Source organism: Roseivirga misakiensis (assembly GCF_001747105.1).
GTDB lineage: Bacteria > Bacteroidota > Bacteroidia > Cytophagales > Cyclobacteriaceae > Roseivirga > Roseivirga misakiensis.
On the sequence record NZ_MDGQ01000005.1, the window covers coordinates 297,292 to 319,573 of the forward strand.

The 22,282-nt window shown below is 40.0% G+C and carries 24 protein-coding genes; 17 read left to right on the forward strand and 7 right to left on the reverse strand.

All coding sequences use genetic code 11. The features are described from left to right. Positions 1-74: 74 nt before the first annotated feature. The gene (locus BFP71_RS09030; RefSeq protein WP_069835164.1) at positions 75-782 is read right to left on the reverse strand and encodes a PKD domain-containing protein; all 708 of its coding nucleotides are present in this window, start codon (positions 780-782) and stop codon (positions 75-77) included. A 30-nt stretch (positions 783-812) separates the two neighbouring features. On the opposite strand from BFP71_RS09030, the gene BFP71_RS09035 reads away from it, so the two are divergent. Then, positions 813-1,325 (forward strand): MOSC domain-containing protein, encoded by a 513-nt coding sequence (locus BFP71_RS09035; protein WP_245701831.1) that lies wholly within the window; start codon positions 813-815, stop codon positions 1,323-1,325. Here BFP71_RS09035 and BFP71_RS09040 read toward each other — a convergent pair. Then, positions 1,322-2,056 (reverse strand): PKD domain-containing protein, encoded by a 735-nt coding sequence (locus BFP71_RS09040; RefSeq protein WP_069835165.1) that lies wholly within the window; start codon positions 2,054-2,056, stop codon positions 1,322-1,324. The two genes, BFP71_RS09035 and BFP71_RS09040, sit on opposite strands and share 4 nt — an antisense overlap. A 237-nt stretch (positions 2,057-2,293) precedes the next feature. Here BFP71_RS09040 and BFP71_RS09045 point away from each other — a divergent pair, with 237 nt between their 5' ends. Then, on the forward strand, positions 2,294-2,863 hold the full coding sequence (locus tag BFP71_RS09045) for an RNA polymerase sigma factor (protein WP_069835166.1): 570 nt from the start codon (positions 2,294-2,296) through the stop codon (positions 2,861-2,863). 5 nt (positions 2,864-2,868) lie between these two features. Then, on the forward strand, positions 2,869-3,231 hold the full coding sequence (locus tag BFP71_RS09050) for a hypothetical protein (protein WP_141719718.1): 363 nt from the start codon (positions 2,869-2,871) through the stop codon (positions 3,229-3,231). Positions 3,232-3,292: 61 nt separating this feature from the next. Here BFP71_RS09050 and BFP71_RS09055 read toward each other — a convergent pair whose 3' ends face one another. After that, positions 3,293-3,550, reverse strand: a complete 258-nt coding sequence (locus BFP71_RS09055; RefSeq protein WP_069835168.1) for a hypothetical protein — start codon at positions 3,548-3,550, stop codon at positions 3,293-3,295. Then, positions 3,534-4,031, reverse strand: coding sequence for a DUF4494 domain-containing protein (locus tag BFP71_RS09060; protein WP_069835169.1), 498 nt, complete (start codon positions 4,029-4,031; stop codon positions 3,534-3,536). Before BFP71_RS09060 ends, BFP71_RS09055 begins: the two co-directional genes overlap by 17 nt. 112 nt (positions 4,032-4,143) lie before the next feature. Between BFP71_RS09060 and BFP71_RS09065 the strand changes: the two genes are divergently transcribed. The 3 genes from BFP71_RS09065 to BFP71_RS09075 all read left to right on the forward strand — a co-directional run bounded on the left by BFP71_RS09065 (position 4,144) and on the right by BFP71_RS09075 (position 10,965). After that, positions 4,144-5,313, forward strand: a complete 1,170-nt coding sequence (locus tag BFP71_RS09065) for a THUMP domain-containing class I SAM-dependent RNA methyltransferase (RefSeq protein ID WP_069835170.1) — start codon at positions 4,144-4,146, stop codon at positions 5,311-5,313. Beyond that, a complete protein-coding gene (locus BFP71_RS09070; RefSeq protein WP_141719719.1) occupies positions 5,310-7,511 on the forward strand; it encodes a patatin-like phospholipase family protein in 2,202 nt (733 codons plus the stop codon). The genes BFP71_RS09065 and BFP71_RS09070 overlap by 4 nt, the downstream gene beginning before the upstream one ends. Positions 7,512-7,584: 73 nt before the next feature. Further along, positions 7,585-10,965, forward strand: a complete 3,381-nt coding sequence (locus BFP71_RS09075) for a methylmalonyl-CoA mutase family protein (protein ID WP_069835171.1) — start codon at positions 7,585-7,587, stop codon at positions 10,963-10,965. Positions 10,966-11,276: 311 nt separating this feature from the next. Here BFP71_RS09075 and BFP71_RS09080 read toward each other — a convergent pair whose 3' ends face one another. After that, positions 11,277-12,437, reverse strand: coding sequence for a class I SAM-dependent methyltransferase (locus BFP71_RS09080; protein ID WP_069835172.1), 1,161 nt, complete (start codon positions 12,435-12,437; stop codon positions 11,277-11,279). An 88-nt stretch (positions 12,438-12,525) separates the two neighbouring features. Further along, a complete protein-coding gene (locus BFP71_RS09085; protein WP_069835173.1) occupies positions 12,526-13,203 on the reverse strand; it encodes a pyridoxamine 5'-phosphate oxidase family protein in 678 nt (225 codons plus the stop codon). 82 nt (positions 13,204-13,285) lie between these two features. On the opposite strand from BFP71_RS09085, the gene BFP71_RS09090 reads away from it, so the two are divergent. The 11 genes from BFP71_RS09090 to BFP71_RS09140 all read left to right on the forward strand — a co-directional run bounded on the left by BFP71_RS09090 (position 13,286) and on the right by BFP71_RS09140 (position 21,237). Then, a complete protein-coding gene (locus BFP71_RS09090) occupies positions 13,286-14,767 on the forward strand; it encodes an aminotransferase-like domain-containing protein (RefSeq protein WP_069835174.1) in 1,482 nt (493 codons plus the stop codon). A 93-nt stretch (positions 14,768-14,860) separates the two neighbouring features. Next, positions 14,861-15,205, forward strand: coding sequence for a YciI family protein (locus BFP71_RS09095; RefSeq protein ID WP_069835175.1), 345 nt, complete (start codon positions 14,861-14,863; stop codon positions 15,203-15,205). A gap of 94 nt (positions 15,206-15,299) precedes the next feature. Continuing rightward, entirely contained in the window at positions 15,300-16,553 is a 1,254-nt protein-coding gene (locus tag BFP71_RS09100; RefSeq protein WP_069835176.1) for an RNA polymerase sigma factor, read from the forward strand. A 40-nt stretch (positions 16,554-16,593) separates the two neighbouring features. After that, a complete protein-coding gene (locus tag BFP71_RS09105; protein WP_069835177.1) occupies positions 16,594-17,016 on the forward strand; it encodes a response regulator transcription factor in 423 nt (140 codons plus the stop codon). A 99-nt stretch (positions 17,017-17,115) separates the two neighbouring features. Next, positions 17,116-17,619: a DUF4199 domain-containing protein gene (locus BFP71_RS09110; RefSeq protein ID WP_069835178.1), complete on the forward strand. Its 504-nt coding sequence runs from the start codon at positions 17,116-17,118 to the stop codon at positions 17,617-17,619. 28 nt (positions 17,620-17,647) lie between these two features. Continuing rightward, positions 17,648-18,256, forward strand: coding sequence for a DUF1684 domain-containing protein (locus BFP71_RS09115; RefSeq protein ID WP_069835179.1), 609 nt, complete (start codon positions 17,648-17,650; stop codon positions 18,254-18,256). Between the two features lie 77 nt (positions 18,257-18,333). Beyond that, positions 18,334-18,837 carry a GbsR/MarR family transcriptional regulator gene (locus BFP71_RS09120; RefSeq protein WP_069835180.1) on the forward strand — a complete coding sequence of 168 codons (504 nt, stop codon included), beginning with the start codon at positions 18,334-18,336 and terminating at the stop codon, positions 18,835-18,837. A 47-nt stretch (positions 18,838-18,884) separates the two neighbouring features. After that, positions 18,885-19,286 (forward strand): hypothetical protein, encoded by a 402-nt coding sequence (locus tag BFP71_RS09125; protein ID WP_069835181.1) that lies wholly within the window; start codon positions 18,885-18,887, stop codon positions 19,284-19,286. An 11-nt stretch (positions 19,287-19,297) separates the two neighbouring features. Further along, positions 19,298-19,654 carry a hypothetical protein gene (locus tag BFP71_RS09130; protein ID WP_069835182.1) on the forward strand — a complete coding sequence of 119 codons (357 nt, stop codon included), beginning with the start codon at positions 19,298-19,300 and terminating at the stop codon, positions 19,652-19,654. A 54-nt stretch (positions 19,655-19,708) separates the two neighbouring features. Continuing rightward, complete coding sequence (locus BFP71_RS09135; RefSeq protein WP_069835183.1) at positions 19,709-20,563, forward strand: DCC1-like thiol-disulfide oxidoreductase family protein; 855 nt, start codon at positions 19,709-19,711, stop codon at positions 20,561-20,563. Beyond that, the gene (locus tag BFP71_RS09140; RefSeq protein ID WP_069835184.1) at positions 20,560-21,237 is read left to right on the forward strand and encodes a DUF2071 domain-containing protein; all 678 of its coding nucleotides are present in this window, start codon (positions 20,560-20,562) and stop codon (positions 21,235-21,237) included. The genes BFP71_RS09135 and BFP71_RS09140 overlap by 4 nt, the downstream gene beginning before the upstream one ends. On the opposite strand, the gene BFP71_RS09145 is transcribed toward BFP71_RS09140, so the two are convergent. Next, positions 21,229-22,245 carry a VWA domain-containing protein gene (locus BFP71_RS09145; RefSeq protein ID WP_069835185.1) on the reverse strand — a complete coding sequence of 339 codons (1,017 nt, stop codon included), beginning with the start codon at positions 22,243-22,245 and terminating at the stop codon, positions 21,229-21,231. The two genes, BFP71_RS09140 and BFP71_RS09145, sit on opposite strands and share 9 nt — an antisense overlap. Between the last annotated feature and the right edge of the window lie 37 nt (positions 22,246-22,282).

Sequence of the window (22,282 nt, forward strand, 5' to 3'; positions counted from 1 at the left end):
TTGAAATTAGATGATTCAGGTTATATCGATAACTGAAAGGGTATAAAGGAGAGAGCAGCCTTGCTATATTCAAGCTATCTGATCGCCGCTTTTAAAACCATGTTGACAGAATTTGTATTCGCGTTGCCAAGGTTCATGCCACCTTCTCCTATAGTTGGATCGACGGAAGTTCGATAAACAATTCTAGGGTTGATGCCTACACATAAAAAGGATCTAAATTCTTGTTGATTGTTAACAATGTTTTCTGTTAAAAGGCAAATCTCCCAGTTATTATTTCTGATCTCTAAATCTAAATCTTCACTGAAATCTAAAACATAGGGTAAGTTTTCAGGCCTTAGGCCTTCGTCTAGAGCGATAGTATCAGCTTCTGGTTTTGAAAGATCATGCAATACAAGTTTGAGCGTTGCGCCATGAGATACTTCATTTGCGCATGCTTCACTCAATTTATTAAGCTCTAAAGAGGTGAAAACCAAGTTGCCCACAGTTACTGTTTCTTGGAAAGTATCAATACTGCCAGTTTCACTCTTCGTTTCTAGAGTGATATTAAACTCTCCTGTCGATGAGTAAGTATGTGTTGGGCTTATGGCAGTACTTTGGGTTCCATCTCCAAATGTCCAAAGGATCTCTTTTGCGTTATCACTTTGGTTTGTGAGAGTCAATTCTGAACCGACTTCAAGGAATTTTTGATCAATTGAAAATTTAGCTTCAGTAAGAATAGGTTCTACATTATTAGAACAGGCTGAAAAAATGACTAGGGCCGCGAGTAAGAGTTGCTTTTTCATTTCAATTGAAGTTTTTTTATAAAACGGTCAATGCTTGAAAAAGAACAATTTAACCTTGTCGACATGTATACAATCGATCAATTGAAATCCCAATTTCTGGATCATGCTCGTGTTGAATTAATCACGATTCGTCCTGAGAGAAGGGCAATTCCAGAAATAAAAGAAAGTGTGGAAGCGGTAGCATCCGTCGGCCTAGAAGGAGATCATTATGATAGTAAGGGAGGTAAGCGACAGGTGACAATTATCGCTCAAGAACATCTAAAGGCGGCAGCATCAATATTAGGGAAGAAGCACATCGACCCCTTATTGACAAGAAGAAATATTGTCACCACAGGGATAAATTTATTGGCGTTGAAGCATAAAAAATTCCGAATTGGTGAAGCAGTTTTAGAATATACCGGTGAATGCCACCCCTGTTCTAGAATGGAAGAAAACTTTGGTAAAGGAGGCTATAACGCCATGAGGGGACATGGCGGTATAACCTGTAAAATCGTCAGTTCAGGAGACATTTCTGTTGGAGATTCAATAGTGGTGATAGACTAATTCCTGATTTCAAAGGCAATAATGAAACTAAAGCCAAGAGATTCGAAAACGAATGTTCCTGTGCCGTCAGAATAGTCTTTCTCACTTGCAACGGTTACCGGATTAATCAAGAATGAGGCCATTACAGTAGATTGATTTAAATCATCTAGAGGTTCGTCATTATCGATAAAAATAAATGCCCAATCTTCATCTGTTAAAATCTCTTGATTTGCGGGAGGAAGTGTTCCTCCGAAAGGTAAATCTGATGCCTGCACGTCAAGACCATCAGTAATGTTGTAAGGAGAAAAGGTTTCTGCATCGGCTTGAGTAAATCCGAAAAGCAAGTCAGGGCCAGAATTATCCGCATCCCATGGGTCCCCATTCTGATCTTCAAATGGTATTGATTCCACTCCTAAGGCCACGACCCATCTTTCGCCAACTGTCACACTTCGTGTACTCGTAGATTGGTCACCAGTTTCGCTAGTAGCCGTTAAGGTAACTACGAAATCACCTGTAGTTGTATACGTGTGAACAGGGTTTTCTTCATTAGAAGTTTTCGTATCTCCAAAATCCCATGTGTAACTCACAGCGTCGGTACTATTATTCGTGAAAGTTATCTGTTCATCGGCTTCTATAAATTGTCTGTCTTGTGTAAACAGCGTAGTGGGAATTATTGAAGGCCCATCATCTTTATTACATGAATAAAGGGTGACAAAAAGTGTGAGGAAAAGGAGTTTGAGGAGATTTTTCATGGCGCGTTTTTTTTAATTGTGTGCGTTTCATTTAAAAAACACTTGTTTTAAGTGGTTTCCCTTATTGAAACGAATTCTATTGTAATAGAAACATGTACATTTTTACGAGAGTAAGTCAGCTTTGCTAAACCGCAGTTTTGATTTTTTAAGGCTGCGCTCAATTATTTTTTCTGGAAATTGAACTATCCCAAAAACGTGACGTCTCTAGGGGCGAATCTTAATATTAGCGACAACTAAATGTCAACCAAGAATAATTCTAAGCCAACTGACCTGAAGCTATACTTTTTAGTAATGCGTGCTCAAGTTGGTGATGGGAGTGCTTTTCAAGAATTATTCGAAAGGTTTAACCAGAGTACCCTGCGGTTTTTACAAAACCTTGTAAAAGGTGAGCAGGCCGAAGATTTGAATCAGGAACTATGGCTAACGATCTATAAACGAATAGCTAGCCTTTCTGATCCAAAGCGATTTAAAACATGGCTTTTTCAGATCGCTAGAAATAAAGCGCTTGATTATTTCAGAAGCTCAAAAAGAGATTCTGAGTTTCAAGAATTAATGAGCAAAACTTCAGAGACCAATGATTCAGCTAATGAGGACATTGAAATCCAAAATTCTGAAATGGTTCATGAAGCACTTCATCAGCTATCAGCCAAGTTGAGAGAAGCCCTGACATTGAATTTTATTGAAGGAATGGATTATGATGAAATAGCCCTGATAACGGGTTGTTCATTAGGGACAGTGAAGTCAAGAATCCATAACGGAAAGCAAAAAATTAAAGCATTATTAGAAACTAAAATTGAAGAATTATGAATGACATGAGCAAAACAACAGAAAGTCCAGTTTGGGAAATGATTGAGGCAGAAAAGAAGAGAGACAGATTTATTAAGCTTGTCAGTAGGATCGCTTGGTCCGTTACTCTCTTTGTCTTATTAATTTTCCTAGTCTTTACCATTAGAGACTACATACACATGCAAAAGCTGTTTAATCAAGGGGTAACTTCACAAGCCTCTGTTATCGAAACCGTGGTGCCCTTTTTAATAATACTAGGTAGTTTGAGTTTAGTGATCGGTATACTGGCTACCGTGGGAACTTTCTTGAGACTAAGAACTACAAGTATGCTTGAGATTCAACAGCGGCTCGCCAACCTAGAAAATATGGTAATCTCCGAAAAAGAATAAGTCCAATATTCGGAATATCGATCCAAGAGTGCCTCTGGTCAGAGGGGCACTCTATTATAGTTTACCTACACTCGTCTATAGCCTTTTCAAGAATACCCATAACCTTTTCGGTATTCATGCCCACCAAAGACGCAGGAAACCCCACTTCCAAATTTGTAATGGATAATGTTTGGTTGCTTTCATCGAAATGATAATCTGTTGAGATGCCATTTTTACTCAGATAACCAGATGTTCCTTCAAAAGAAAGCCCTTGTTCCTGCAATTTGCCGCCTAAACACTGAAAAGTGCTGGCCGAAACATTATCAAACGTCTTGTTCATCGCTTTCTAATTCAGAAACGGGTGTAAGATTATCTGGAATTTTCTCCTCATCGGATTTGACATGGTGGAAAACCTCTAAAATTGGAGATTCCTTAATTTCAGGAACCACGAAAGTCACCAGCATATTATTCAAGCTTTCGTGAATACGATCCCAAGCCACGCGAATATCAGGCGCATGGACGATCATAAGATTAGTCACTTTCTTTTCCTTGCCAGTATCAGCATCCCCCACCATGTAAGAAACTTTCGCTTGGTAGAAAACATCACCTTCAGGATATTCAAATACGTCTACAATTTTACTTTTTGCTATGCTCGTTACTTGAAACTCACCCATCACACGTTGACCTATTTCATCATAGATTTTGGCCTCAGCCTCAGTAAAAGATAGCGCATCCGCCAGATAGGTTTCAGTCACATTTTTTACTCTTCCGTTCTCGTCTTCTTTTTGATATTTGACCTTGCAGGTAAACCAGTTTTGCATAACAATAAATTTGGAATGCGAAGTTAAAATTCAATCATGACAATGAAAGGCTTTGAACGAAAAGCCTTAGATTATTTTTGAATCATTTTTGATCTGACGTATTTCGCAGTCCATGAGTAGTGTATTTCCCTATAAAAGTGCCGTTGTAGTTACGTGCTTTCCCCAACAAAGCCCTTGGTTGGTCAAGGAATTAGAAAGCCTTGATTATGATGTTCAAAGCCAAAATATTTCTGAAGTTGAGATTTCAGGATATATGGATGATTGTATGCGGTTGAATATGTATTTGAGAACGGCTAACCGCGTTTTATTTCAAATTCAACGTTTTAGGGCTAATAATGCCAATGAACTATACAAGAAGATAAAGGCTATTCCATGGGAGAAATATCTTGATAACGACGGGTATATTTCTATCACGTCCTACGTGAGAAATGAGAGCATTACCGACGATCGTTTTGCCAATGTCAGGGTAAAAGATGCTATTGCCGATCGAATGATCGAAGTGACGGGGAAAAGACCTAACTCTGGTCCAGACAGAGATAAAACGGTGATTCACTTATATTGGAAAGACGATAAAGTTCGCATTTACTTCGATACTTCTGGTCAAACCATTTCCAAGCATGGCTACCGACAAATACCTTTCAAAGCCCCAATGATCGAATCGCTAGCCGCCTCTACCATTATAGCCTCTGGCTGGGATAAGAAAAGTACTTTCGTCAATCCAATGTGCGGTAGCGGCACATTGGCCATTGAAGCCGCCTTAATGGCCATCAATAAAGCCCCCGGCTTAATGCGGGACAATTTTGGGTTCATGCATATCAAGGGATATGACGAAGATGGTTGGAAAGGTTATCAAAGACTTGCTGGTTTGCAGGTGAAAGAAGCCCCGGATTTTAAAATCGTTGCATCCGATTTAAGTAAGAATGCGCTGTGGGCCGCCAACCAAAATGCTAAGAAAGCTGGCGTTTCTAACCTAATAGAATTTCATCTTTGCGATTTCCGAAAAACACCTATTCCTATAGAGGTAGGCACTCTAATGATGAATCCAGAGTATGGAGAAAGACTTGGAGCCGACAAGGACCTTGAAGCGCATTATGCCGAAATAGGGGATTTCTTTAAGAAAAGTTGTCAAGGATATACAGGCTTTGTTTTTACGGGAAACCTAAACCTAGCCAAACGAATTGGTCTAAGAACATCCGCTAGAACCCCGTTTTTTAATGGAAGAATCGAGTGCCGATTACTGAAATACGAACTATATCAAGGAACCAAGAAAAGGCAGGATTGAAAATTCTAAACGCCATCATACATAGCTTTCCCATTAAGCTGCTTCTAGTACATGTAAAGCACAATCAGTTTTTACTGTTCTATTGGGCAATTCTATTTGCGACAGTGGATGGAAGGTTTGGAAAAGCGCTCGGCTTGCCATTTCTATTCCTAGACCCAATTTATTTGGGTAAAGTAGGCTTTTGGGGCTTTTTAATAATCGGAGTGGCCTTGGCAGGTTTTTCAATGGCATTTAACATCACCAGCTACATACTAGATGGTTTTCGGTTTCCATTTCTTGGCACACTACCAAAGCCATTTTCTCATTACTGTCTGAATAACGGACTTATTCCACTGGCTTTTTTAGCATTTTACATCCATCGAGTCATCACATTTCAATTGAATGTAGAACTTTATGAAAATACCAGAATAATCTTTGGGCTTCTCGGGTTGCTATCTGGCTATGTACTAATGCTCAGTTTTCTTTTTCTATACTTTACCCGAACCAATCGAGATATTCAAAAAGTTTTGTCGAGTAAGGCGGTAAGAATTGCGAAGAATCCGGCCAAAAACTACAATGCTTTTGAAAAGCTTAGGAGGCTGAAAAAGAAAAAGGTTAAAGTGCTTTATTACTTTTCGCTTAACCTTAAAATCCACTCGACTAGGCGTTACGAGCGTTATTATGATCGGATAGCGATCCTAGGTATTTTCAAGCAAAACCAGCGTAATGCCATAGTTGTTGAAATGCTATTGTTAGTTGTGCTGATCGGTCTTGGTGTGTTTCAAACCTCTCCGTTATTTCAAATTCCAGCTGCATCTTCGGCAATTTTACTCATGACCATGATTGTAATGGCAACGGGAGCACTAAGCTATTGGCTTAGGTCTTGGGTAGTTACAACCGTAATCGGTCTTTTTATCTTAGCCAATATCTTAACCAGTGAATTTAATTTAGGATATGAATATCCAGCCTATGGTCTCGACTATTCTGGGCCTAAAACCGAGTACTCATTAGAAGTTGTGGAAGACTTGGCATCTCCAGAAGCGATTGACAAGTCTAAAGCGCATTGGATACAAATGCTCGAGAATTGGAAGGCTAAAACTGGAGAAGTTAAGCCACGAATGACTTTGATAGCGGTAAGTGGAGGAGGCCAACGATCAGCTTTGTGGACTGTAAATGTCCTGAAACATGCCGACTCAGTGTCAAAAGGTAATTTGATGAAAGAAACCTTTTTAATAACTGGGGCCTCAGGAGGGTTGATTGGCGCTGCTTTTTTTAGAGATCTATATTGGGAAAAGAGAGACCTTCAATCGGAAGAACACCTAGACGAAATAGGCCAAGAACTTCTGAACCCGCTGATCTTTTCACTATTGATCAACGATATATTCTACAAAGCCAAGCATTTTGAGTCAGGTGGGCAAGTGTATAAAAGGGAAAGGGGCTATGAATTTGAGTCTAATTTGTCGAATAATTTGGAGGGCCAATTAGATAGACCAATTTCGGCATATCAAAAGGCAGAATTTAATGGGGAGATTCCAGCGCTATTGGTTAGTCCTCTGATCACTAATGATGGAAGAAAACTCAATATATCGCCACAACCAGTGGCATTTTTAAATCTAGGTCCTAATGGAGAAAGTATTACCCAAGGTGTAGACTTTAGGGCATTGATGAAAGGTAAACAACCAGATAGCCTTCGTTTTTTGACGGCATTAAGAATGAGTGCCACCTTTCCATATGTTACGCCTACGATAACCTTACCGACAGATCCGCCGATTCAAATTGCAGATGCAGGAATCTCTGATAATTATGGAGTGGTTGATGCCCTGGTTTTTGTGAATGTCTTTAAAGAATGGATACTAGAAAACACGAGCGAGGTAGTTTTATTGACTATTCGTGATTCTGATAAAAATGAGGCACTTGGGCCTGTGGAGTCTAAGAATTTTCTCGAAAGAGCACTCTCCCCAATCCGATCTGCATACCAGAGCTGGGATAAAGTTCAAACTATAAAAAATGATCAGTTTTTTGAATTGACGAAAGCAGGTATGGGTAACCATTTAAGAAGACTGGAATTTGAATACACCAATGCTGATGATGCAAGTGATAGAGCATCACTAAGTTGGCGTCTTACGGAGATCGAAAAGCAAAATATTCTGAATGCCATTCATCAGAAAAAAAATCAAAAAGTACTCTATAGATACTCTAAGGCTGTTTCGATACAGTAATACTGCCTAACACTTGTTAGGAAAATCATGGTTTTTGGCTAACTTTGTGCTCCGTTTTTAAATGGCGTCAACTATGCAAGAAGTAGCTCCTTATAAGCCTAAAAATAAAATCAGAATTGTAACTGCAGCCTCGCTTTTCGATGGCCACGATGCAGCTATCAATATCATGCGAAGAATAATTCAAGCCACAGGCTGTGAAGTAATTCATTTAGGACATGATAGAAGTGTGGAAGAGGTTGTTAATACAGCGATTCAAGAAGACGCGCAAGCCATTGCCATGACTTCTTATCAAGGCGGGCATAACGAGTATTTCAAATACATGTACGATCTCCTCAAGGAGAAAGGCAGTGAGCATATCCGGATTTTCGGTGGAGGAGGAGGAGTAATTCTACCAGAAGAAATCAAAGAATTGATGGACTATGGTATTACCCGAATTTACGCCCCAGATGATGGTCGTGCAATGGGTTTGCAGGGTATGATCAACGATATGGTGGAGAAATGTGACTTTGCCACTGGCGAAAATCTTAACGGAGAAACTAAAGACCTTGTTGGTAAAAACACCAAAGCGATTGCTCGGGTGATTTCGGCAGCGGAGAACTTTCCTGAAGAATCAAAAGCACAAATTGATGAAGTGCACGAAATGGCCAAAGCCATCGATACCCCAGTATTAGGAATTACGGGTACAGGTGGATCGGGTAAATCTTCTTTGGTAGATGAATTAGTTAGAAGATTTTTGATCGATTTTGAAGATAAAACCATCGCCATCGTTTCAGTTGATCCTTCCAAAAGAAAAACAGGAGGCGCGCTTTTAGGTGATAGAATTCGTATGAATTCAATCAATAATGAACGTGTTTATATGCGATCATTGGCGACGCGTCAATCGAACTTGGCCTTGTCTAAGCATGTGCGTGAGGCGGTTCAAGTCTTAAAAGCGGCACAATACGACCTAATTATTTTAGAGACTTCTGGTATAGGTCAGTCGGATACTGAAATTCTAGATCATTCAGACGTTTCATTATATGTGATGACACCAGAATACGGTGCGGCCACGCAACTAGAGAAAATCGATATGCTCGATTTTGCCGATGTCATCGCCCTAAATAAATTTGATAAACGCGGTGCGCTAGATGCGCTTCGTGATGTAAAGAAGCAGTTCCAACGAAATCACGGTTTGTGGACAGCCAACGTAGACGATATGCCAGTCTATGGTACAATTGCCAGTCAGTTTAACGATCCAGGAATGAATTCACTGTATAAAGTGATCATGGATAAAGTGGTTGAAAGAACTGGTGCTGAGCTTCAATCTACTTTTGAAATCACAAACGAGATGTCTGAGAAGATATTTGTGATTCCTCCAAAAAGGACTCGATATCTTTCTGAAATCTCGGAAAGCAATAGAAACTATGACGCCACGGCACTGACTCAAGCCGAAGTGGCAGACAAGTTATATGGGCTTCATAGATCGATTGAGACGATTAAAGAAGCTAAGCTGGAAGACGGTGATCGTTTGATAAAAGGACTTCAAGAATCTTTCGAACGGGTAAAATTAGATCTTGATCCGCATAATTGGCAACTCATTGAGCAATGGGAAACCAAGAAAAAGAAATATACCGATCCTGTCTATACTTTCAAGGTGCGCGATAAGGAAATCAATATCCAGACGCATTCTGAATCGCTTTCTCATACACAAATACCAAAAGTATCGTTGCCGAAATTTAGAAGCTGGGGAGATATTTTAAGATGGTCTTTACAAGAAAATGTACCTGGTGAATTCCCATTTACAGCTGGAATCTACCCGTTTAAGAGAGAGGGAGAAGACCCGACCAGAATGTTTGCTGGAGAGGGTGGTCCAGAAAGAACGAATAGAAGGTTCCACTACGTGAGTTTGGGTATGCCTGCGGCCAGGTTATCTACCGCTTTCGACTCGGTGACGCTTTACGGAAACGACCCAGATCATAGACCAGATATTTATGGGAAAATCGGTAATGCAGGTGTAAGTATCTGCTGTTTGGACGATGCAAAAAAGCTTTACTCAGGCTTCGATCTATCCAATCCAACTACTTCCGTTTCAATGACCATTAATGGACCAGCTCCAATGTTGTTAGGCTTCTTTATGAACGCAGCCATCGATCAGCAATGCGAGGTTTACATTAAGGAAAATGGCCTGGAGCAAGAAGTTGAAGCCAAAATCAAAAAAATCTATGAGGCTAAAGGAGTGGCTAGGCCTCAATACCAAGGTGAATTACCTGAGGGAAATGATGGCTTAGGTCTAATGTTGCTTGGGGTTACGGGCGATCAAGTTTTACCAGCGGAGGTTTACGAGCCGATAAAGGCCAAAACATTATCGGTTGTCCGTGGTACCGTTCAAGCGGATATTCTTAAGGAAGATCAAGCACAGAATACTTGTATTTTCTCTACGGAATTCGCCTTACGCTTGATGGGTGATGTGCAACAGTACTTTATTGAAAAGGCGGTTAGAAACTTCTATTCCGTTTCAATTTCGGGATACCACATCGCGGAAGCTGGTGCTAATCCGATCACACAGTTAGCCTTTACGCTAGCCAACGGATTTACTTATGTAGAATACTACTTAAGTAGAGGGATGGATATTAATGCCTTTGGTCCGAACCTTTCATTCTTCTTCTCAAACGGTATCGATCCAGAATATGCTGTGATCGGGCGTGTGGCTAGAAGGATTTGGGCTAAAGCCTTAAAGAATAAATACGGCGCTAATTCAAGAGCGCAAATGCTCAAGTATCATATCCAAACTTCAGGTAGATCGCTTCACGCACAAGAGATCGATTTTAACGATATCCGAACTACGCTTCAGGCACTATATGCGATTTACGATAACTGTAATTCGCTGCATACGAATGCTTACGATGAAGCCATCACTACACCAACCGAAGAATCGGTTCGTAGAGCAATGGCCATTCAGTTGATAATTAATAAAGAATTAGGTCTTGCAAAAAATGAAAACCCGATGCAGGGATCATTTATTACAGAGGAGCTGACTGATTTGGTCGAGGAAGCTGTTTTAATGGAGTTTGACAGAATAACAGAGAGAGGCGGTGTATTGGGTGCCATGGAAACTATGTACCAAAGAAGTAAGATTCAGGAAGAATCCCTTTACTATGAAACGCTGAAGCATACTGGCGAATTTCCGATAATAGGTGTTAATACTTTCTTGAGTTCTAAAGGTTCACCGACCGTGTTGCCGAAAGAAGTAATTAGAGCAACCACTGAAGAGAAGGAGTATCAGATTACAATGCTCGGCGACCTTCATCAAGGTAATGAAGCCAAGCAGAAAGAGATCATCAAGAGACTTCAGAAAGCGGCTATCCAAAACGATAACCTCTTTGAAGAGTTGATGGAAGCATGTAAGTATTGCTCTTTAGGCCAGATTACAAGTGCACTTTTCGAAGTTGGCGGTCAATATAGACGCAACATGTAGTTGCTTAGGTAAATGGTTGATTGGTTAATAGGTAATCAGTTTTTAGAATCGTCATTCTGAATGGAACGAAGAGGAGTGAAGAATCTCTCTCTTGATGGCACTCGTCTATAGAATTGAAAGACCTACTTGATAAGTGGGAATTGCCACGTCAAAATCTTAGCTACCGCACGATTTTTTCTTCGCAATGACAAGCCTTCCGTCATGCTGCCCCCGAAACTTCGGGGTATTCCAGCATCTGTTGAACTAGTTTCGTCATTCCAGTGAAGTCGGGTTGGCGGTCAGCATAGAAGGAATATGTAACGAACGCTGTTCTAGTTGACCAGGCTTTCCAAGTAATGGTGGGAAATACTGAACTGAGACTTCAGTTTTTCCACTTCGTCTAGATATTGCTGCGGGTTAGGGTTTTGTCTTTTCCTTTCACCAACAATCATCAGGTTTTTGCCAGTATGTTCGGTGGATATAAACTCAAAGACCTTCGTTTTGTAGCCATTTGCCTCCATAATCAATGCCCTGATAGCATCGGTTACAATTTCAGCTTGACGCTCCTTGAGAATTCCATGCTGTAATACACTATCAAGACCAGTATTTCCGGTCATCGACTTTCTAACCTGTTTATGACAGCAAGGTGCGCAAATAATGAGCTCTGCTTCGGCCGCCATACCCTTCGCAATGGCATCGTCTGTGGCAGTGTCACAGGCGTGTAAGGCAATCAGAATATTAGTTTTATCGAGTGAAAAATCCGCGATATAACCCAGCTGAAAGTCTAGGTTTTCAAAATTTACGGCTTTCGCAATACCGTTACATTTGTCAATCAAATCTTGCCTCACTTCAACACCGGTTATAGAGGTAGGTAATTTCAACTGACCGGATAAGTAGTCGTATAGCGCGAAGGTCAAGTACCCTTTTCCAGAGCCCATATCTACTACTTTGACAAGTTTATCTGCTTGATTGAGTTCACTACCCTTCAGTAAACCGTCGATCACTTCAATGAACTTATTGATTTGCTTAAACTTGTCACCTTTGTCCTTTTGTACCCTTCCATTTTTATCCAAAACTCCCAGCAACTTCAAGTACTCGGTATTTTGAATCAAATGTCGCTTCTCTTTGTCGTGCCCTCGGCTTGGGACAGTTTTAAAAGAAGGTTTGCTCTTCCTGAGGCTGCTTTTAGAATTGTTTTTTTCGAATTGGAAGTCGCCATTCGTTGTAAAAAGATTGGCAATTTGAAAATCGGAAGAAATTAAGGACTCAACAGTCGTTTTGCCCTCAACAACTTTAAGGTTTTTAGTGATATCATTCGTTTTATGCCGATAAACAAATGATAAATGAGCCTCACGCTTGATCGATGCCAAGGTGATGATCACTTTCTTTAAAGAGCCATCTTTATCAGCTGGTTTGCTGAGTGTTAGCCTAACAAAAGAATCGTTTTGGATACTGGTTTCAAATTCTAATAAAAGCTCCTTTTCTTTCGACATAATATCTGCTTACCTAAGCAAAGATACATTTCCGTATAAGTTTTTTAAGGAAAATTAAGGGGTGTCTTGAATTTGCTATTCCACTCAATTAAGATTCGGACTGCGTGCTATGGTTTTGGATGTTGAAGTTTTTGACTGATTCTGGTGTTGGAACTCCAGGTTTACAATCGGTATTTCGAACGATTTTTCCAGGGAGTGTATCGATTTCTAAGACACCAGCCCAAACATCCAAATCATGATCGGCTACTTCATCATTTGCCCCAACATCTCTAATTTTTGCTGAGGCCTCGTCTATATCGATCGCTACTACGAGGGTTCCATTCAGCTCCTTTTCACTAGGGATTCTAGCTTCACCCCATCGACCAGGGATTATATTTTCGGTGATGATTTCCAGCGCCTCCATTTTCTCATTGCGATCCTCAATAAGGTGAGCTTTTCCAAAAACGGTAACCGACCTATAGTTAACCGAATGATGAAAAACTGATCTTGCTAGTACCAAACCATCTAGATGACTGACAGTGAGGCTTGCTAAGTCTTGATCTAATAAAGAGAGCAACATTCTATTCTTATTTGATCCGTGAACCAGAATCTGATTCCCTTTTCTACCATAAGCAGTAGGGATTACAATGGAAGTATTGCCATGGATATAAGGCACGTAGCAGATAAAATGAGAATCAAGAATACCGTTAATCTGTGCTTTATCGTAGGTAGCTCTTTTCGACCCTCGAATGACTTTGTTTAATGGTGTTTTTTCGAATTCTGACATCTTTTGAGTTTTTGTTCAAACGAATATGTCATTAAATTGGTCTATCATAATCATCCAGTTATTAATACTTAGGTAGTCCGGTATGATTGCATTTAAAAATTTGATTGAGATTAAGCGAGGTGGTGAGCAGGCTGTTTACCTCCAGATTCAGAATGCGCTGATTCATTTAATACAGCAGGGCGTACTGACGAGTCGCCTCAGATTACCTGGTAGTCGAGATATGGCAGTACAGCTTTCTGTTCACCGAAAGACCGTTGTGGCGGCCTATGACGAATTGATGAGTCAAGGCTGGATTGAGAGTGTGCCGTCGAAAGGCACATTTGTCAGCGGTCAATTGCCTGAAGTTAAACCAGAGGGCCTTGTACAAGAAGCGAGATTCTCAGAAAACGCACCATTTGGATTTGATAGGATTGAAGCACTCCATAGAATAGAGCCAGCCTTGCCAAGTAGTCTTACATTAGATGAGGGTACTCCAGACGTAAGAATAGCCCCTGTAACTGAAATATTTCGACATTATAGGAGTGTTATTTCACGAAAATACAATGCAAAACACTTAAACTATGGGCCGTTTTATGGAGATCTTTCGCTCAGAGAAGTGCTGGTTAAGCATTTACAAGAAACACGTGGGTTAAGGTGCAGTGTAGATCAGATTCTAATTACTCGCGGCAGTCAAATGGCTATGTATCTCTCCAGTCAATTGTTGCATCGGGAAGGTGGTATCTCTATCGTTGGTGAAACCAATTACATCGCTGCCAGCTTAACACTGGAGCATGCCGGTGCACAAGTCATGCAGGTTTCTGTAGACGATAAGGGGCTCGTTACACATGAAGTGGAGGCTCTGTGTCAAGAATATATAATACGCTCAGTCTATGTAACCTCACATCACCACCACCCGACTACTGTAACCATGAGTGCCGAAAGAAGAATGCACCTTGTGGAATTGTCAAGAGAGTATGGTTTTGCCATTTTGGAAGACGATTATGATTACGACTTCCACTATCAGCGTGCACCGCTTTTACCCTTGATCAGCATTGCCTCGAATGGGAATGTAGTTTATATGGGGGCACTGTGTAAAATTGTAGCACCAGCTATTCGCATTGGCTATATGGTTGCCCCTAAAGATTTCATTGCTTCAGCCGGACATTTGAGGCGTATCATTGATCGGCAAGGCGATGCGATTATGGAAAGGTCAATTGCTCAAATGATTCTACAAGGAGACTTGCAAAGGCATAGCAGAAAGGCTTTGAAATTATACCATGCTAGACGAGACCATTTTTGTAATCTTTTATCAGAACACCTTTCTGATTATTTATCCTTTAAAATTCCAGAAGGTGGTATGGCGATTTGGGCATTGTTGAGAGGTGATATGGAATGGGGGAAAGTAGCGAAGGATTGTAAAGCAAAGGGTTTGATGATACCCGATTATAAGAATTACGATCAACTTGGCTTAGGTCATAATGGTCTACGTTTAGGGTTCGCCTCATTAGATTTTGACGAGCAAAAACGGGTTGTGGAGATTTTAAATGAGGTTTTAGAAGCTTATGAAAAAAGAATTAAAAAATAATTGTCTCCTTTTGTCCCTTAATTAATAAGCGCCCGTCTTTTTTACGAATCGCGATTTTTTAAACTATATTTTGAATCATAATTTTTTAAGACAATGCAAAAGTATTTATATCTATTTAGAGGAGGTGACGCGAGAATGGCTACGATGTCTCCAGAAGAAGTTCAAGCTCATATGGCCGAGTGGGGCGTTTGGATGCAGGGACTTGCCGAAAAGGGTCAATTAATTGATGGCTTGCCGCTGAGAGCTGAAGGAAAACAAGTTTCGAAAGGTGGTAAAGTTGTAACTGATGGACCATTTGCAGAAGGTGCTGAGATTGTAGGCGGTTATTTAATGGTGAATGCCACCTCTTTGGATGAAGCAACTGAGCTTTCGAAAGGATGTCCGATTCTAGATGCGGACGATGGCCATATTGAAATTAGAGAGATTTCAGATATGTGATCTTTAATGCACTTGGGAGTGAAAATTCTCAAGTGCATTTTTTCTTGCTGGTTTTTTTAAATTGAGACACAGTCTTCCAAGACTTTTATTTTTTATGTCTAGCCCAGTAGTCAATAATACACTTGATCATCTTTTTCGTCACGAATACGGAAAACTAGTTTCGTTATTCACAAATAGATATTCCCCTCACCTCATCGATAAGATTGAAGATGCTGTTCAGGAAGCCTTGTACAAAGCTGCTAAAATATGGTCTTACCAGCCCATGCCAGAGAACCCTTCGGCCTGGATTTATAGAGTGGCAAATAATCAACTGATAGATTTTCTAAGGAAGGATAAAAAGAAGGCGGATTGGGACGATCATGCCACGTCTGAATTAGACAAAGATGCCCAGTCTTTGGAGCTGCCAGAGGAAAGTACTTTGGTGGATGACCAGTTAAGAATGATTTTCGCCTGTTGTCATCCGGCCATGAAGCCAAGCGAGCAACTGATGTTAAGCTTGAAGCTTTTGTGCGGTTTATCAATCAAAGAGATCGCGCGTGCTTTACTCAAAAAAGATGAGGCAGCTAAAAAGGCCATCACACGGGCTAAGAAAAAATTCAAGGAAGAAGTAGGCGAATTAGTTGTCCCGAAAGGTGATGAGATAAAATCGCGCCTTGCTGAAGTACTTCAAGTCATCTACTTGCTTTTTAATGAAGGATACAAGGCTACCGAGGGAGAAAAACTAATCAAACAAGATCTATGTGAAGAGGCCATTCGGTTGGCTTTTTTACTGACCAACGAACCGAGTTGCGACAAAGGCGAACTGCAATCACTTATTGCCATGATGTTGTTTAAAGCGGCAAGATTTCCCGCTAGAATGGATGAAAATGGGAATCTGTTGACGCTCGAGCATCAAAATCGTAGCCTCTACGATGAAGAGTATATCAAATGGGGCTGGAAATTTCTAAAAGAGTCATCTCTCCATGAAGGATCTTCGGTTTACCAGTTAGAAGCCGCAATTTCCGCTTATTATACAACTGCCAAGAATTATGAAGCAACCAACTGGAAAGTTATCCTTGGTTTGTATGATTCCTTGGTTAAGCTAAAGCCTGCACCAGTAGTACAAATGAGTAGGGTAGTGGTGTTGAGTAAAGTCGAAGGACCGGCAAAAGCGCTGAAAGTAATGGAATCCATAGAGCCTCAAATAAAAGGAAATCAATCATTTAATGCCTTAAAAGCCGATCTCTATGCGGCCACAGATGATTGGTCTAAAGCACGACTTTACGTTCAAAAAGCCATTTCAGAATCACTGAATATAGCCGAGAGACGTTTCCTTGAAAAGAAACTTCAATCTTGGATTGGTAAGTAACACCCCTATCTTTTTGACTAAGAATTTTATTAATTGCAATATGCTTAAAACAGTATTGCGCTTCGGTTTAATAATTGTTGCCTTACTCGTACTTTTTCAACTTAGTAATGTATCGCTATTCATTCCAAGCATACCTGCCGATGTAGTGATCAGTATTGCAGCAGTTATTCTAATAGCATTGGGGATTTACCTCGGAGGCAATATGAAGAAAGACAAAGTGGTGGAAGTAGTTCCACCGCAGGAGGTCGATACGCAAAAAATCAGCGCCTTAGGAATTAGTACTCGAGAAATGGAGGTCTTAGAACTTATTGCCAAAGGAATGTCTAATCAAGAAATTGCCGAACGACTTTTTGTGTCAGAAAGTACCATTAAGACACACGTTTCGAGCCTTTTTGTAAAACTAGATGTCAAGCGAAGAACCCAGGCGGTTACCAGAGCTAAAGAGTGGCGTGTGATCACTTAATAGTCTCCTACTTTAGTACGATTCACGAGATTGGTACTTAAGTATGAGCGGAAAAATGTTGTAGCTGGGTTGATTTGAGCAAACAAAACAACAAATGACATGAAAAGAATACTTAAAATTTATTCCCCTTACATCTTTGGAATTCTAATGGGTGTGCCGATCATTTTTGGCCTTATTTATGGCTATGGACCGGAGACCTTTGATGCAGGAGAGGTTATAGGATACTCCTCTATGATTGTGGCGATGGCGCTTATTTTTGTCGCGGTAAAAAATCATAGAGATAAGGTTAATAAGGGATCAATTAGTTTTGGAGAGGCCATGCGAATCGGGTTGTCCTTATCTGGAATTGGTGGCCTGGCATGGGGCTTGTATAATTTCATTTTCGTTACTTGGATAATGCCAGATTTCAATGAGCAATACTTAGCGCATCAAGAAGGATTAGAAATTGGAACGTCAGCTTTTCAAGAGAAATTCGACGCATTAATGAATAGCAGTGAAAGCTTTATGTATACGCCTTTAGGAGGAACTATTTTAATGTTTGTCACTGTATTTTTGATTGGTACTGTAATAAGTATAATTAGTGGTTTAGTACTAAAGTCGTAAACCGACTCATAGTACTCAAAAATTTAAGATGTTTAAGAAAGGCCTTTTTATAGCGACTTATTTAGTGACTATCCTGAGCGTGGCGATAGCTCAGGATAAGACTTTTTTCGAAGAGATTGCTGAATATAGAAAGTCACAGAATGAGGATTTTCTAGATCCACAAAAGTCGCCTTTAAACGCGGATCAAATTGAGAAATTTAAAGGCCATACTTTTTTTAAGCCAGACTCGATTTATCGGGTAAAAGCTAGATTTGAGAAAACACCAGATTCAAAACCTTTTCTTTTAGGGACTAGTAAAGGAACCAACAGACTCTATAAACGCTTAGGTATTCTTCACTTTGAATTAAAGGGCCAATCACTGACCATAGAGGCTTATTTGCAGGTGCAAAGCTTTGCGCTCAGAACAAAGAAAGTCTATGTTTTCCTCCCGATTATGGATAAAACCACCGGAGAGAGTACCTATAGCGCAGGAAGGTATCTCCACTATGAGGGCATTCCAGAAGGGGATGAATGGATCGTTGATTTTAATAAGCTTTACAATCCAAGTTGTGCTTATAGCGATAGATTTGAATGCCCCAAAGTCCCTGAACCAAATCACCTACCCATTGCGATAGAAGCAGGAATTAAGGGGTGGTAACCTGAGCTTTTGATTATTTTTTGAAATTAAACTTTCAATAATTTTTGAAAGTTAGAAAAGTATGCTACATTTGATCCATGCATTACGAAGAAGGCAAGGCGAAATTCATTCAATCTTGGGGTACACTGGGTTCTGCTTGGGGTATTAACAAGGCGATGGGACAAATACACGCTTTGTTGTTGATTTCAGAAGATTCTCTTTCTACGGAGGAAATTATGGAAGAATTGAAGATATCAAGGGGTAATGCGAACATGAATATCAGAGGCTTGATTGATTGGGGCATTGTTACGAAGGTGTACAAACCTGGTGAACGTAAAGAGTATTTTACGGCAGGAAAGGATATTTTGGAACTAGCAAGACAAGTATCACGAGAGAGGCGCAGAAGAGAAATAGAACCAGTAATGCGCGTTTTGAATGAGATACAGGGAGTTAATGAGGGAGATGAGCGTGACATTGAACACTTTAAAACTGTTACGAAGGATCTTGGCGAGTTCACCAAGCAAGTAGACGGTGCACTTGATAAGTTTAGTAGGTCAGATAAGAACTGGTTCTTTCAGGTGCTTATGAAAATGATGAGGTAAAAAAATTTGCCTTAGAACTTTCAAAAAATATTGAAAATAAGAAAACTATGAAAAACACTGAAGCATATTTTACTTGGCATTACATAGTCTTAACCTTGATCATACTGATCCTCATCAATGCACTATGGATAGGAGATTTTGCATGGTTATTCGCCACGATCCCATTTCTCATTTCTATCGGGATTATTCAATTGATAACGGCAATAGACTATTCACTTAAAGATTTACCATCACGGTTTTCACACGATTGGCGGAGTTATTGGATTATGAACGTGGTTTATTTTTCGGTAATGATCATCATTTTTCGAGCATCGGAGGACAAAGACTTACTACAGATTTGGTTGCTGGTCATTCCTTGGCTCATCGCTGGATATCAATTCGCTCTGGTCAAAAGAATTTACAAATGGAGAGTGTCAAACGCTGACACTCCCAATATTGATCAACTCTAAACCCTAATATTATGAATTATACTGTTTTAGCTTACACCGCTTATTTAATGCTCACTATTGGACTTACAATGTGGGTCGCACACACGCTTTTTAAAAATGGGCAAGTATTTCTTGTCGAGATTTTTGGAGGCCAGGAAGAATTGGCATCGAGTGTCAATAGGTTATTAGTTGTTGGATTCTACTTGATAAATATCGGTTACGCTGTCTACACACTCGAAAGTATGGGTGCTGTTGCGAATACTGTTCAAGTCTTTAAAGAACTGAGTAGAAGTGTCGGGTCTATAATCCTTATCCTTGGAGGTATGCATTTTCTTAATCTCTTCATATTCTTTGAGTTAAGAAAACGCGCTAAAAATCGTTTGGCCTAAGTCATTGATCCCCGGCGGATTCAAATAGCCGGGGTGATTTTAAATTTCATTAACATGGAGATTTTAAAAGATAAATGGATCATCTACGATGGGAATTGTGGGTTATGTCTTAGATCCAAGCGACTACTCGTTTCAATGGGGTGGTTTCCTGAAAAAAAGTTTCTCGATTATCATCACTTAAAAGACGACTTGAAGAGAATCATAAATAGTGCAAGGTTCAGATATGAAATGGCTCTAGTTGATGAGAAGACCAGAGAAACTAAGTATGGTTTGGAGGGGATTATTAGTGTCTTTGCTGAAAAGACGCCTGCTTTAGCAAAGCTTAAAACCACAGGAAAACTGTTTAAGGTTTTGGAATCCCTTTATCATACAATTTCATACAACCGATACTTCCTTTTTCCTGATAGCAGCGTTATAAAATGTGCTTGTGAGCCTCCTTTTAAAGCTGAAACATACCGAAGTTGGCTCATTTTAAGCATAGTTTTTTCCTCCATTATCAGTTACTTATTTGGGTGGTCAGTCGCACCGATTTTTGAAGGAGAATCTATGGATTTTGCCTTAAAGACTCTCTTTTTAGTAGGCATTGGTTGGGTTATTCAATTAGGGTTAACCCTAGTCATGCTGGATCGACAAACATATCTAGATTATAGTCGACATCTATGTTTAATTATGGTAGTCGGGGTTATGGTGTTAATTCCATCAATTATTATTTCACTCTTCCTTCATATTGAGGCTGTAAAATGGATGCCGTTGATGAGTATAGCGATAAGTAGTGCAGTAATGCTACGCATGCACACTCGCAGAGTTAGAGTAATGAGGTTAACCCAATGGTGGACTTTTAGCTGGTTTCTTGTGCTCCAAATTTCGGCGACTCTACTTATTTACTTATTTCAATTTAGGTTCAAATGAAATTTCTAAAAAAGATCCCCATTACCTATAGCGGGACATTAAACGATGTTAAGCTGGTGAATTTTAGTGTAGCTATGGATGAAGTTTTGCCACTAGTTCCTAAGGAGATTAAAGTGTTGGACTTTAATGGTCGCGCAGTCATCTCTATGGTGAATGTAAAACTCAAACAAATGAGGCCTTCATTTTTCCCTAAATGGCTCTCTTTTGAATATCAACATGTTGCATTTAGGCTTCTGGTTGACGATACAAACCTGAATTCAGGTAAAGCCAAGGGCATTTATTTTCTAAAGTCCTTCACCAATAAGCCGCTTATTTCCGTTTTTGGAAATCTATTGAGCCACTATAAGCTTTCAAACGCAGAAATACACGATGTTTACGGCTTTGATCTATGGCAAAACAAGAAGTTTTTACACTACAACCTAAATGAAAAGACTCCTCTACAAAAAGAGTGGTTAAAAACCTCAATTGGTGCAATAGATAGGGCATATGCCGTAGATAATTCGTCAATTTACTGTACCCTAATTCAAAGAGAAAAGTGGCCCATAGAATGGGTCAATTGTATAGGTTTTAAAACTAACTTCTTTAAAACAGCTGAATTTTTGGGAGCCTTTTCTGTCAATGAAGTCATTGATTACAAATGGCTCCCTGCTAAAAAGATTTCCGCCTTACTCTAAGGTGCAGCTTCCATTAAAGTCTGAGGCATCGAAAAGTGAATTGGCTCTACCCACAAGAGCGCCTTTATTCACCTCAATGGTCAACTGATTGTTACCTGATCTTTTCGGCGAGCAATATTCCAGTAGATAATAGCTATTGGCCCTTCCATTAATCAAGTCTCCGATTTCCCTGAAACTATCTAGGAGCTCACCAATATTTGCCGCAGAAACAAAGCTGGTTTTGCCAATTTCGCGGAGTACTTGCTCATCAATTTCACCCCCTAAACCGATCGTGTAGATAGATAAGTCCCGATCCGCATTGGTTACTGAAGATAGTGCTTGTCCCTTAGTGTTTCGGTTGGCTTGATCTGTACCATCTGTGAAAATCACAACGGCACTTGAGGCGATTTCATCAAGGTTTCGAGTTTGGGTTAACTTTTGAGTCGCCACTTCTATGCCTTGGATTACCGCACCATATAAGTTTGTAGAGTTATCGGAGCTCATTGCTGGCGAAATGTCATCAATCGAAGCTTTAAGTTCTGTGGCACTGGTCGATACCGCTTGTAGTTGTTTGATATTTTCTGATCCATCAAACCACCATATATCCATTTTTATAGCTTGCGCATTAGTCTTATCATCAGACGGTACAACTTCATCAATGAAGCTTTTGGCTGCAGTTTTGAGCGCCTCCAAATTCTCGCTACCAAGTACACTTCCACTTAAATCTAGCATAAGGGTGATGTGATAGTCAAAGACCTGTTCGTTAGGTTGAATTTTACGAGTCGCTTCAAATTCAGAAATGATTGCTCCGTTTTCGTAGATAGAAAAGTCATCTTCTGTTAGGCCCGCTACACCATTTCCAGCGGCATCTTCTACTCTAAAGAAAACCGAGACATTCGATGGTAGGTTTACAAACTGATCCTCAATGGTAACAGAAAGATTGAGGTTTTCGCCGTCGTCACTTCCACATGACAATGTGAACATGATAGACAGCAATAAAATGAAGGAATAAAGTTTTGATTGTTGCATTTTCTTAGGTTTTGAGTTCCCCCTAAAACCGTGAAAC